Here is a 12,038-nt window from a genome sequence, read left to right on the forward strand (position 1 = left end):
ATGCGTACGCGCTGACCTGCGCGTTCTACTGCTGCGGCACCGCGCATCCGTCCGGGCCACAGGCCTCCGCGTCGCCGTCGATCAGGGTCAGCGGCGGGCGCTCGCCCCAGGCCTGGGTCAGCGCCTGGGTGAACACCTCGGCGGGCTGGGCGCCGGAGACGCCGTACTTGCGGTCCAGCACGAAGAACGGCACACCGTTCGCGCCGAGCTCCGCCGCCTCCCGCTCGTCGGCGCGCACCTCGTCGGCGTACGCCTTCGGGTCTGCGAGGACCGCGCGCACCGCGCCGGTGTCGAGTCCGGCGGCGCCGGCGAGCTCGACGAGCCGTTCGTCGTCGTTGAAGACGGACCGCTCCTCGGCGAAGTTCGCCCTGTACAGCAGGTCGAGCAGCTCCACCTGGCGGCCCTGCTCACGGGCGAGGTGCAGCAGGCGGTGCATGTCGAAGGTGTTGCCGTGGTCGCGGCCCCGGGTGCGGTAGGGCAGGCCCTCGGCGGCGGCCTGGGTACCCAGGTTGTCCTCGCCCGCCTCGGCCTGCGCCTCGCTCATGCCGTACTTCTTGGTGAGCATGGTGATCACCGGCTGGATGTCGTCCTTGGCGCGGCCCGGGTCCAGCTCGAAGGAACGGTGCACGACCTCGACCTGCTCACGGTGCGGGAAGGCGGCCAGCGCCTTCTCGAAGCGGGCTTTTCCGACATAGCACCAGGGGCAAGCGATATCGGACCAGATTTCGACGCGCATCGTGATCGGCACTCCAGGTCGTGCGGGTACGGAGACTCCCTCCCGCGACTACGTGAACATTCAACGAGCCGCCTTCATTCCCTCAGCTTCCGTCCCGCAGGTCACTCGGCCAGTGGGGCCGGTACTCGATGTGGTCGTACGTCACCACGCACCCCTCCCCCATCGGCGACTGGGTCATGAAGCCGACCAGCGCGGCTCCGGTCTCCTTCTCGTCGCCGAGGGTGAAGAGCCGGACGAAGGTCCAGCGCTCGCCGTCACGGGAGGCGTGGAAGGCGAAGGCACGCCCGGTGCGGCTCACCCGGAGCCAGACGGAACTGCCGTCGACGGTGAAGGAGTTGACGTCGTCGGAGTGCCCCCGGGTGACCACCGTGCAGACGGTGGGCACGTCCGGCGAGTACTCCAGACAGAGCTTGGCCCACGCCCGCTCACCGACATGGACGTAGAGCACCCCGGCGTCGAAGGCCCCGGCGAACCCGACGGTGACCCGCGCGATCAGCTGGAAGTCCCCCTCGGGCGCCCCCAGCAGCCGCGGCGCGTCGGAGGCCGGCTCCAGCGCCTCGTCGGTGGGCGGCACGAAACGGTCCTGCCGGGGCCCGGCCCACCCGGTGAGGACCCCGTCCTCGTGGGACCAGTGCCCGTCGGGGCCGTAGGTGCGCAAAGGGAAGGGCAGTTCGGGGATCTTCAGGTCCATGCCGGGATTCTTCCAGGCGGGGCCCGGCGACGGTGGGGCGACCCCGGTCAGCGGTCCTGGAGCGCGTCCAGGGCCACGGCCTGGGCGATGGCGAGGCGCGGGTCCGGACCGGGCGCGGCCATGTCCACCACGTAGCGGTCGCGCAGCCCGAACTTCTTGTCGACCGTCATCACCGGCTTGCCGTCCGTCTCGAAGTCGAAGTGGTACGGCCACAGGAACGGCACCAGGTCCAGCGGCAGGAAGTCCCAGACGCGGCGGAGCACGGCCACGAACCGGTTGCGCTCCCGCCCGACGGCCGCGGGCGAGCCCGGCTGGTCCAGAACCCACGTCGAGCGCAGCAGGGAGGCGACGGCCTTCTCCTCGAACCCGCCGATGAGGTCGCCCTCCGCGTCCCACACGTCATGACCGCCGCCGGCGCCGCGGAGTCCGCGTTCCTCCACGGTGAACAGGACCCGTGTCCGGGACGCGTCGGCGTAGAAGGTCATCTCCTCCTCGAGCGAGAACCGCTTCAGCTCGGCGAAGGCCAGGACCCCGCCGTCGGAACCGTCCGGCAGCAACTCGCTCACGGTGTACCGGCATGCCTTGAGGGCGGTCTCCTGCCGGACGGTGAAACGTCCGCCGGTCCACTGGCCCGTACTGTCCACTGTTCCGCTCCCGGAGCCGTCGGTCCCCACGCCGACGCCCGTGTGCGTCCGGCGGAGCCATCGTCACCGTGCGCCCCGCCCCGGAGCAGTCTCCGTAAGTCGTCACCCGCAACGACCAAAGATGACAGGCCCCTTGGCGGCCGGAAGTCCACTTTCGTCGTCCGGGGCCGCGCCGAAGGGGGGATGCGGGCGTCCGGGGGCGGGCCTCTATCGTCTGCGCGTGGACGTAGCCGAAACACCCCGCACCGGCCTGCCGCTCCGTCACCGGCTCGCCGCCGCCTCCCCCTGGCCCCGCAAGCGGATCGCCGGGGAGGCCGTACTCGCCGTGACGCTCTCCGGGATCGCGGGCCTCCTCTACACCACGGAGACCGGATCCGTGGTGCGGGGCGGTGCCCTGGCCCTGGTCGTCGCCGTACTGTCCCTGGCCCGCCGCGCCCTGCCGGCGACGGTGCTGATGGTCTCGTCGGCCCTGGCCGGAACGATCGTCGGTACGTTCGCGCTGCTGATCTACGCCAGTTGGTCGGCGGGCAGCCGCATCGGGCGTCCGGCGCGCGCGCTGGCCGCGTACGCGGCCGGGCTCGCGCTCTACCTCGTCCTCACCCTCACCGTCGCGGCCGACGAAGGGCTCTGGATGTCGCCGCTGGTGACGGTCGTGCTGGGCGGGAGCCCGTTCCTGGTGATGGCGGTCGTACCGGGGCTCGCCTCCCGGTACCGCGCCCAGCGCCGCGCCCTGCTCGACGCCCTGCGCCGGCACAACGCCCAGCTGGTGCGCGAGCAGGCGATGGTGGCGCGGCAGGCCCGGCTGCTGGAACGGCAGCGCATCGCCCAGGACATGCACGACAGCCTCGGCCACCAGCTCGCCCTGATCGCCGTGCACACCGGGGCGCTGGAGGTGGACCCGGAGCTGAACGGCCGTCAGCGGGAGGGGGTGGGCGTCCTCCGGGAGGCCTCCAGGTCGGCGATGCGGGAGCTGCGCGAGGCCGTGGGCATCCTGCGGGACGACGTGGAGACGTCCGTGCCCGGCCCGGAGGACGCCGGGCCTTCGACGGACCGCGCGGCGGCCTCCGTCGACAAGCTGGTCGCGTCGTCGCGGGCTGCGGGCGCGACGGTGGAGCTGCACCGGTCCGGCACCGAACGGGCCCTCGCACCCGCCGCCGACCGCGCGGTGTACCGCATCGCCCAGGAGGGCCTGACCAACGCGCACAAGCACGCGCCGGGCGCCCCGATCACCGTGGCGCTGCGCTACGAACCGGACAGCCTGGTGGTCGAGGTGGCCAACGGGCCGGTGCCGGCCGGGGCGCCGGCCGGGGCGCCCGCGATCAGTGGCGGCCAGGGGCTGACGGGTCTGCGGGAGCGGGCCCGGCTGGTCGGCGGCATGGTGCACACCGGCCCCACCCCCGACGGGGGTTTCCGGCTCGCCGGTGTACTGCCGTACGGCGACGGCGAGCGGCGGTCCCGTCCGGACGACGCGACTTTCGTCGCCGTGGGCGACGACTTCCGGGGGCAGATCGGCGAGGGCTCCGCGGGCGACGGTGGTGTCGTCATCGGACACACCGATCCGCAGAAGGAGTTCGCCACCATCATGAGCAGCAAGAAGAACGTCGCCCTGGGATGCGCCCTCACCGCCGGAGTCCTCGTCGTGGGCCTCGGCGCCCTCCTGGTGTGGGGGGTGTCGAAACTGGTGGACGAGGTGGAGAAGGGCGTCATCTCGGCGAGCGTGTACGAGTCGGCCCAGGTCGGCGACGCCGAGGCGGACCTCAGGAAGAAGTTCCCGGAAGGCGGCTCGCTGCTCACCGACGGCGTGGAGAAGGACGGCCCGCCGCTGCCCGAGGACGCCGTCTGCGAGCACTTCGTGGACGACGAGGAGGACATCGTCTACCGGTTCTGCTTCCGCGACGGGAAGCTGTCCTCCAAGGAGTCCTACGAGCACAAGATATGACCGACGGTCCGTGGCCGCACCCGCGACCGGATCGGGCATGATGAGCGGGCTTCACCATCCGCTTGTCCTACCGACACCGCGCAGGAGGCCGCGTGATCCGGGTCCTCGTCGCCGACGACGAGCCGCTCATCAGGGCCGGCATCAGGATGATCCTCACCTCGGCCGACGACATCGATGTCGTCGCCGAGGCGCGGGACGGCCGGGAGGCGGTGGAGACCGCCCGGAGCACCGCGGTCGACGTGGCCCTGCTGGACATCCAGATGCCCGTGATGGACGGGCTGACCGCGCTGGCCGAGATGGGCCGCGCCGCGCCGGGGGTGCGCGTGCTGATCCTGACGACGTTCGGGGAACGCGACAACGTCCTGCGGGCGCTCGGGCACGGCAGCGCCGGCTTCCTGCTGAAGGACTCCGCGCCGCAGGAGCTGATCCACGCGGTCCGCGCGGCGGCGGCCGGCAACGCCTACCTGTCCCCGGCCGCCACCCGGCATGTGGTGGACACCCTCGCCTCCCCGGCCGCCACCGTGCGCGGCGAGGAGGCGCGCCGCCGCCTGGCCGGGCTGACCGGACGCGAACGCGAGGTGCTGGCCCTGCTCGGCGAGGGCCTGTCCAACGCGGACGCCGGCGCCCGCCTGCACATGAGCGAGGCCACGGTGAAGACGTACGTCAGCCGCATCCTGACCAAGCTCGACTGCGACAACAGGGTGCAGGCGGCGCTCCTGGCCCGCGACGCGGGCCTGGAGCCGAGCGCGGGGTGAGCCTCAGCGCTCCAGCCGGCCGTTGAACCTCCGGGGCAGCCCCAGCGGGTTGTCGTCCTTCAGCTCCGCGGGCAGCAGCGCCTCGGGCGTTCCCTGGTAGACGACCGGCCGCAGCCACCGCTCGATGGCCGTGCCGCCCACCGACGTGGACGTGGAGGTCGTCGCCGGGTACGGCCCCCCGTGGTGCTGGGCCGGGGCGACCGCGACGCCCGTCGGCCAGCCGTTGACCAGGACCCGCCCCGCCAGCGGCGTCAGCTCCTGCACCAGCTCCGCCCCGCGGCCCTCCCCGGCCGCCTCTCCGGCGGACAGCTGCACGGTCGCCGTGAGGTTGCCCGGCAGCCGCGACAGCACCCCCCGCACCTCGGCCTCGTCCTCGTAGCGGGCCACGACGGTGACCGGCCCGAAGCACTCCTCCAGGAGCAGGTCGTGCTCGCCCTCCTGGGCCAGCCGGCTCGCCGGGACGGTGAGGAAGCCCGCGCTGACCGTGTGCTCGCCGCCCGCGCCCGGGGTCACCGGGGACTCCACGTCGGGGAGCTGGGCGCGCTCGGCGACCCCGGCGACGAAGTTGTCGCGCATGCGGTGGTCGAGCAGGACGCCGGCGTCGGTGTCGCTGACGGCGTCCGTCAGGGACTTGACCAGCGCGTCACCGGCCGCGCCGGCCGGTGCGAGGACGAGGCCCGGCTTCACGCAGAACTGACCGACGCCCAGCGTCATCGAACCGGCCAGTCCGGCGCCGATCGCCTCGCCGCGCTCGGCGGCGGCGGCCTCGGTGACCACGACCGGGTTCAGGGAGCCCAGCTCACCGTGGAAGGGGATCGGGACGGGCCGGGCGGCGGCCGCGTCGAAGAGGGCGCGGCCCCCGCGGATGGAACCGGTGAAACCGGCCGCCGAGACCAGCGGGTGCTTGATCAGCTCGATGCCGGCCTCGAAGCCGTGCACCAGGCCGAGCACGCCCTCGGGGAGGTCGTGGCGGGCCGCGGCCCGGCGCAGCACCTTGGCGACCAGCTCGGACAGTCCGGGGTGGTCGGGGTGGGCCTTGACGACGACCGGGCAGCCGGCCGCGAGCGCGCTCGCGGTGTCGCCGCCGGCCACGGAGAAGGCGAAGGGGAAGTTGGACGCCGAGTAGACGGCGACGACGCCCAGCGGGAGCTTGTAGCGGCGCAGGTCCGGGACGGGCGGGGTCGCGGTGTCGTCGGGGTGGTTGATGACGACGTCGAGGAAGGCGCCCTCCTCGACGATGCCGGCGAAGGCGCGAAGCTGGTAGCAGGTGCGGGCGAGTTCGCCGGTGAGCCGGACCGGGCCGAGCGCGGTCTCCGCGTCGGCGACCTCGACGAGCTGGTCCCTGGCCGCTTCCAGCTCGTCGGCGGCCGTGCGCAGGAAGGCCGCGCGGACGGCGCGGTCCGTCAGCGCGCCGCGCGCGTCGTGCGCGGCGCGGACGGCGGCGTCGACCTCCTGGGCTGTGGCCTCCACCGCAACCTGTTCACGCTGCTTCCCGGTTCGGGGGTCGACACTCCAGACTGGTGCTGCTGCCACCGCGGGTCCCTCCACTTGTTTGCCGCATGCAATGCCGCAGTATGTACGTCACCCCACAGCGTTGTTCGATATACTGAACACTGTCTCTGTGGGTGAATGTGCTTCGGAGACTATTTCCAGGCGAACGAAGGGGTCAAGGGCGATGTCGGCTGGCGAGACGGGCGGCGGGGCGCAGGTCAAGTCCGCGGTGCGGACCGTTGAACTGCTCGAATACTTCGCCGGGCGCCCCGGCATGCACTCCCTGGCGGCGGTCCAGGAGGCCGTCGGCTACCCCAAGTCGAGCCTCTACATGCTGCTGCGCACCCTCGTGGACCTCGGCTGGGTGGAGACGGACGCGACGGGCACGCGGTACGGCATCGGCGTGCGGGCGCTGCTGGTGGGCACGTCGTACATCGACGGCGACGAGGTCGTCGCGGCGGCCCGCCCCACCCTGGACCGGCTCTCCGACGACACCACGGAGACCATCCACCTGGCCCGGCTCGACGGCACCAACGTGGTGTACCTCGCCACCCGCCAGTCGCAGCACTACCTGCGTCCGTTCACCCGGGTCGGCCGCCGGCTGCCCGCGCACTCGACGTCGCTGGGCAAGGCGCTGCTGAGCACGTACCCGGACGAGCAGGTGCGCAAGATGCTCCCGGAGACGCTGCCCGCGCTGACCGAGCACACCATCACGGACCGGGAGAAGCTCATCGAGGAGCTGCACCTGGTGCGGGAGCAGGGCTTCGCCGTGGACCGTGAGGAGAACACGCTGGGGCTGCGCTGCTTCGGTGTGGCGATCCCGTACCGCACCCCCGCGCGGGACGCGATCAGCTGCTCGGTGCCGGTGGCGCGGCTCACGCCCGCGCACGAGCAGATGGTCAAGGACGCCCTGTTCGACGCCCGCGACCGGCTGACCCTGGCCACCCGGAGGCTCTGACCCGTGGACATCGCCCTGCGGCCGGTGCACGACAGCGACCTGCCGGTCTTCTACCGGCAGCTCAACGACCCGGAGGCGCTGCGCATGGCGGCCTTCACCCCCGAGGACCCGGCCGACCGGGCCGGCTTCGACGCGCACTGGGCGCGCATCCGCAGCTCGCCGGGGATCGTGACGCGCACGGTCCTGGGCGACGGCGACGTGGTGGGCCACGCGGCGGTGTACGGGGAGCCGGGCGAGCGCGAGGTGACGTACTGGGTCGACCGCGCCCACTGGGGCCGGGGCATCGCCACGGCCGCGCTGCGCGGTCTGCTGGCGGAGGTGGGCGAACGCCCGCTGTACGCGCGCGTGGCCGCCGACAACGCGGGGTCGCGGCGGGTGCTGGAGCGGTGCGGCTTCGAGGTCTCCGCGCGGGCCACGGCGTACGCTCCCGCGCGGGGTGCGGAGATCGACGAACTCGTCCTCACGCTGGACCGCTGACCGCCCGGCCGGCACGGCCGCTCGATGAACATCCGATGAGAAACGGGGCGGAAGGGAACGATCCGACCCTTCCCGTTCGTCTGTCCGAACGGAATGAACAAGACGATCAGGCGTGCCTCTGTCTTCACCCTGCTCCTGGTGTTCGCCCTGCTGATCAGGGCGACCTGGGTGCAGTTCTACGAGGGCCGGGCACTCGCGGACGACAGTGACAACCGGCGCAACGCGATCGAGACGTACGCGGAGCCGCTCGGGAACATCATCGTGGCCGGTGAGTCGATCACCGGCTCGGCGCGGACGAAGGGAGGCGACCTCGCGTACAAGCGCACGTACGAGAACGGCCCGCTGTACGCGGCGGTGACGGGCTACGCCTCGCAGGCCTACGCGCCGACGCAACTGGAGGGCATCTACCAGGACCTGCTCAACGGCACGGATCCCCGGCTGAAGACGGTGATGGACACCGTCACCGACCGGCGCGCCGAGCCGGGCAACGTGGTGACGACCATCGATCCGGCGGTGCAGAAGGCGGCGTACGAGGCGCTCGGCGACAAGAAGGGCGCGGCGGTCGCGATCGACCCGAGGACGGGCCGGATCCTCGCGGCGGTGTCGACCCCGTCGTACGACCCGACGTCGCTGACCGACGCCAACACCGCGGGCGAGGCGTGGAAGGAACTCACCGCGGACCCGGACAAGCCGCTCACCAACCGGGCGCTGCGCCAGCCGCTGCCGCCGGGCTCGACGTTCAAGCTGGTCGTCGCGGCGGCCGCGCTGGAGGACGGGCTGTACGGGTCGGTGGACGAGAAGACCGACAGCCCCGACCCGTACACGCTGCCGGGCACGGTCACGGACCTCACCAACGAGAACCCGAACGCGCCCTGTGAGGACGCCTCGATCCGGGTCGCGCTGCAGTACTCCTGCAACAACGTCTTCGCGAAGACGGCCGTCGCCCTGGGGCAGGACAAGGTGCGGGCGATGGCCGAGAAGTTCGGCTTCAACGACGAGACGCAGGACGTGCCGGTGCGCGCCTACACCAGCGTGTACCCCTCGGACATGGTGCCGTCGCAGACCGCGCTCACCGGGATCGGCCAGTTCGACGTGACCGCGACGCCGCTGCAGATGGCGATGGTGTCGGCGGTGATGGCCAACGGCGGGGAGCTGGTGTCGCCCCACATGGTCAGCCGCGTCACCGACAGCGGCGGGGACGTGCTGAAGGACTACGAGGACGGGACCGGTACGGAGCGGATCGTCAGCGCCTCGACCGCCGAGCAGCTCCAGTCGGCGATGGAGACGGTCGTCGAGGAGGGCACGGGGTCGAACGCGCAGCTGTCCGGCGCCACCGTGGGCGGCAAGACGGGCACCGCGCAGCACGGCGAGAACAACAGCAAGACTCCGTACGCCTGGTTCACCTCGTACGCCAAGTCGGACTCCTCGGACCAGGAGGTCGCCGTGGCGGTCGTGGTGGAGCAGTCCGACGCGGCCCGCTCGGAGGTCAGCGGCAACGGTCTGGCGGCCCCGGTCGCCAAGGCGGCGATGGAAGCGGCGCTGCGGGACTGAAATCTCACTGGCCGACAGGTCATCCGTACCACGGGCCGTCCCCTTCCCCTGGGGGGCGGCCCGTGGTACGGATTCGGATACCGACCGGCCAGACACCGTTCGACCCTCCGCACGAGTCCGTGAATGATCACTGCTACGCTCCGGAACTCACGCCGGTCACTCCGGATTTTCACGTGTCATTTACATGACACACACCGTCATCGGTGCCCGTCGGGCGCCCGACGCCGCTGTGAGGGGAGGGCGCCCGTGGGCACCGTCGTCGACGACGCCGCCTCCGTGGAGTTCCACGCGTTCTTCGAACGCCACTACGCCGAACTGTCCCGGCTGGCCCATCTGCTGACGGGTGAGGCGGACACCGCCGACGATCTGGCGGCGGACGCGCTGCTGGCGCTGTGGCACCGCTGGGACCGGGTGCGCGCCGCCGACCATCCGGCCGCGTACGCCCGGGGCGTGGTGGCCAATCTGGCCCGGACCCGGATCCGCAGCGCGGTGCGCGAGCGGCGGCGGATCGCGCTGTTCTGGTCGCCGCGCGAGGAACGGATCGAGAACCCCGACGTGCCGGGGGTGGTGGACGTGCAGGAGGCGCTGCGCCGGCTGCCGTTCCGCAAGCGGGCGTGCGTGGTGCTGCGACACGCCTTCGACCTGTCGGAGAAGGACACCGCGCTGGCGCTGGGCATCTCGGTGGGTACGGTGAAGAGCCAGACCTCGAAGGGGATGACCGAACTGCAGCGGCTGCTGGGCACGCGGGAGGTACCGCGCCAGGTGCACGCGGCGGTGGCGGCCGCCGCGGGCGGGAAGACGGCCGGGAGCGTGCGGAGACGTCCCGGCGGGGCCACGGGAAGGAACCGATGACGATGCGGCGGGACGTGCACGAGGAGCTGCGCGCCCGGCTGCACGAGGCGGCCGGGGCGCACGAGCCCGACCGGGAGCGGATGCTGGCCCGGGTGGAGCGCGGCATGGCCGGACCGGCCCGCCCGGAGCACCGGGCCACGCGTCCGCCGCTGTTCGGCTGGGTCCGGGTGGCGGGCGCGACGGCCGCGGTGGCCGGGGTGCTGGCGGTGGGCGGTTACGCGGTCGCGTCCTCGGTGGGGGGCGAGGAGGCGCCGCCGCAGCGGCAGGTGGCCGTCTCGCCGACGCCCACGCCGTCCCCGGAGGCGACGAGCCGGCCGCCCGAGCCGTCGGTGAACCCCTCGCCGGACGCCTCGGAGCAGCCCCGGAACACGGCCACCCCGCCCGCGGGGACGCCGACTTCGTCCGGCAGCCCCGAGAAACCGCCGGCCGGGGTCGAGGACGGGCCGCTGTGGTCGGACGGCTCGGTGGACCCGCACAGCAACGAGTTCTGGGCGCAGAGCAACGTCACCCTGAAGACCACCGAGCGCCTGACCGCGCTCACCGTGGAACTGCGGATCGCGCAGACCGGCGGGGTGACCTCCACCGGTGCCTGGCGCTCCCTGCCCGAGGACGACTTCGAGCTCTCGGTGGCCGAGCGGGACGGCTTCCTCGTCTACGTCTGGACGCTCAAGGACGGCCGTACGATCGAGCCCGGCGAGTGGGTCTTCGCCGGGCAGTACGACCACGAGCGCGGCGGCCGGGACGCCGGGGAGGACACCTACACGGCGCGGGCCGGCACCGACTCCGGAGAGCGCGCGGTCGGCGGCGGCTTCGCGGCGCAGGACGACAAGGACGCGGCGGACGACGAGGATTCGTGAAAAAAGATCGTCCGGGGCGGCAACCCTTTCCGTGGCGGCGGCGACCAGGAGACGCAAAGACCCTCTCCACGCAAGGACATCGCGCATGACTGCACGACCCGAACAGCGCGCCTCCCACCGCCGCCGGACCACCAGGCGGCGGGCCGTGATCGCCGGAGTCTCCGCGCTCGGCATCACGGGGGCGGCGATCGTCACCACGACGATGCTGTCCACGGCGGGCGCCGCCTCGACCTGGCCCTCCGACACCGGCAGCAAGCCGGTGTCGGAGACCGTCCCGGTCTCCGGGACGTACGACGGCGGCATGAAGAAGTTCTACGGCACCGGCGACCTGGGCGGCGACGGCCAGGACGAGGGCCAGGACCCGATCTTCGAGCTGGCCGACGGCGCCACGCTGAAGAACGTGATCATCGGCACCCCGGCCGCCGACGGCGTGCACTGCAAGGGCAGTTGCACGCTGCAGAACGTGTGGTGGCTGGACGTCGGCGAGGACGCGGCCAGCTTCAAGGGCAAGTCGTCGTCGGCCCAGTACAAGGTGATCGGCGGCGGCGCGAAGAAGGCCGACGACAAGGTGCTGCAGTTCAACGGCGCCGGCACGCTGACCGTGAGCGGCTTCCGGGTCGAGGACTTCGGCAAGCTGGTGCGCTCCTGCGGCAACTGCAGGACGCAGTACAAGCGCACGATCGTGCTGAAGGACATCGACGTCGTCGCACCGGGCAAGTCGCTCGTCGGCATCAACACCAACTACGGTGACACCGCCACGCTGTCGAAGATCCGCATCCAGGGCGACAGCAAGAAGAAGATCAAGACGTGCACCCGCTACCAGGGCAACAACACGGGCAAGGAGCCGAAGGACCTCGGCTCCGGCGCCGACGGGAAGTACTGCAAGTTCTCGTCCTCGGACATCACCTACAAGTGATCCCGCCGAGCCCATGACCCCGGGCCGCCGTCTCGACGTCCGACGGCCCGGTGACCGGCCTCGCCCGAGCCCCCCTCGGGCGGCCGGAACCCCCCGGCGGTCCGGACCCCCATCCGGACCGCCGATCAGGACGCCCCGCCGGTTCACATCGACGCTGTTGGCGAATTCAAG

Annotated in this window: 12 protein-coding genes; 8 read left to right on the top strand and 4 right to left on the bottom strand. The window is 72.2% G+C overall.

The window, feature by feature from the left end; translation table 11 throughout:
* Positions 1–25: 25 nt before the first annotated feature.
* The 3 genes from AMK33_RS37160 to AMK33_RS37170 all read right to left on the bottom strand — a co-directional run bounded on the left by AMK33_RS37160 (position 26) and on the right by AMK33_RS37170 (position 2,071).
* The gene (locus AMK33_RS37160; protein ID WP_073937573.1) at positions 26–736 is read right to left on the bottom strand and encodes a DsbA family oxidoreductase; all 711 of its coding nucleotides are present in this window, start codon (positions 734–736) and stop codon (positions 26–28) included.
* Positions 737–818: 82 nt separating this feature from the next.
* Positions 819–1,427: a DUF1349 domain-containing protein gene (locus tag AMK33_RS37165; protein ID WP_073937532.1), complete on the bottom strand. Its 609-nt coding sequence runs from the start codon at positions 1,425–1,427 to the stop codon at positions 819–821.
* 47 nt (positions 1,428–1,474) lie between these two features.
* Entirely contained in the window at positions 1,475–2,071 is a 597-nt protein-coding gene (locus tag AMK33_RS37170) for a hypothetical protein (RefSeq protein WP_073937534.1), read from the bottom strand.
* 220 nt (positions 2,072–2,291) lie between these two features.
* On the opposite strand from AMK33_RS37170, the gene AMK33_RS37175 reads away from it, so the two are divergent.
* On the top strand, positions 2,292–4,010 hold the full coding sequence (locus AMK33_RS37175) for a sensor histidine kinase (protein ID WP_073937536.1): 1,719 nt from the start codon (positions 2,292–2,294) through the stop codon (positions 4,008–4,010).
* A gap of 92 nt (positions 4,011–4,102) precedes the next feature.
* Positions 4,103–4,765 carry a response regulator transcription factor gene (locus tag AMK33_RS37180; protein ID WP_073937538.1) on the top strand — a complete coding sequence of 221 codons (663 nt, stop codon included), beginning with the start codon at positions 4,103–4,105 and terminating at the stop codon, positions 4,763–4,765.
* Positions 4,766–4,768: 3 nt separating this feature from the next.
* On the opposite strand, the gene AMK33_RS37185 is transcribed toward AMK33_RS37180, so the two are convergent.
* Positions 4,769–6,298 (bottom strand): aldehyde dehydrogenase (NADP(+)), encoded by a 1,530-nt coding sequence (locus tag AMK33_RS37185; RefSeq protein ID WP_073937540.1) that lies wholly within the window; start codon positions 6,296–6,298, stop codon positions 4,769–4,771.
* A gap of 142 nt (positions 6,299–6,440) precedes the next feature.
* Between AMK33_RS37185 and AMK33_RS37190 the strand changes: the two genes are divergently transcribed.
* The 6 genes from AMK33_RS37190 (at position 6,441) to AMK33_RS37215 (ending at position 11,867) form a co-directional block, all read left to right on the top strand.
* Positions 6,441–7,214, top strand: coding sequence for an IclR family transcriptional regulator (locus AMK33_RS37190; protein WP_030224445.1), 774 nt, complete (start codon positions 6,441–6,443; stop codon positions 7,212–7,214).
* 3 nt (positions 7,215–7,217) lie between these two features.
* Positions 7,218–7,691, top strand: a complete 474-nt coding sequence (locus tag AMK33_RS37195; protein ID WP_073937543.1) for a GNAT family N-acetyltransferase — start codon at positions 7,218–7,220, stop codon at positions 7,689–7,691.
* A 93-nt stretch (positions 7,692–7,784) separates the two neighbouring features.
* Positions 7,785–9,242: a peptidoglycan D,D-transpeptidase FtsI family protein gene (locus tag AMK33_RS37200; protein ID WP_073937546.1), complete on the top strand. Its 1,458-nt coding sequence runs from the start codon at positions 7,785–7,787 to the stop codon at positions 9,240–9,242.
* A gap of 246 nt (positions 9,243–9,488) precedes the next feature.
* A complete protein-coding gene (locus AMK33_RS37205; RefSeq protein WP_073937548.1) occupies positions 9,489–10,094 on the top strand; it encodes a SigE family RNA polymerase sigma factor in 606 nt (201 codons plus the stop codon).
* The gene (locus tag AMK33_RS37210; RefSeq protein ID WP_073937551.1) at positions 10,091–10,951 is read left to right on the top strand and encodes a hypothetical protein; all 861 of its coding nucleotides are present in this window, start codon (positions 10,091–10,093) and stop codon (positions 10,949–10,951) included. Before AMK33_RS37205 ends, AMK33_RS37210 begins: the two co-directional genes overlap by 4 nt.
* An 85-nt stretch (positions 10,952–11,036) precedes the next feature.
* On the top strand, positions 11,037–11,867 hold the full coding sequence (locus AMK33_RS37215; protein ID WP_073937554.1) for a pectate lyase: 831 nt from the start codon (positions 11,037–11,039) through the stop codon (positions 11,865–11,867).
* The last annotated feature ends 171 nt before the right edge of the window (positions 11,868–12,038 follow it).

The organism is Streptomyces sp. CB02400 (assembly GCF_001905725.1).
Taxonomy (GTDB): Bacteria; Actinomycetota; Actinomycetes; order Streptomycetales; family Streptomycetaceae; genus Streptomyces; species Streptomyces atrovirens.

Coding starts and splice junctions, on each gene's coding strand:
- AMK33_RS37160 (WP_073937573.1), bottom strand. CDS start 736: ATGCGCGTCGAAATCTGGTCCGATATCGCTTGCCCCTGGTGCTATGTC.
- AMK33_RS37165 (WP_073937532.1), bottom strand. CDS start 1,427: ATGGACCTGAAGATCCCCGAACTGCCCTTCCCTTTGCGCACCTACGGC.
- AMK33_RS37190 (WP_030224445.1), top strand. CDS start 6,441: ATGTCGGCTGGCGAGACGGGCGGCGGGGCGCAGGTCAAGTCCGCGGTG.
- AMK33_RS37200 (WP_073937546.1), top strand. CDS start 7,785: ATGAACAAGACGATCAGGCGTGCCTCTGTCTTCACCCTGCTCCTGGTG.
- AMK33_RS37210 (WP_073937551.1), top strand. CDS start 10,091: ATGACGATGCGGCGGGACGTGCACGAGGAGCTGCGCGCCCGGCTGCAC.
- AMK33_RS37215 (WP_073937554.1), top strand. CDS start 11,037: ATGACTGCACGACCCGAACAGCGCGCCTCCCACCGCCGCCGGACCACC.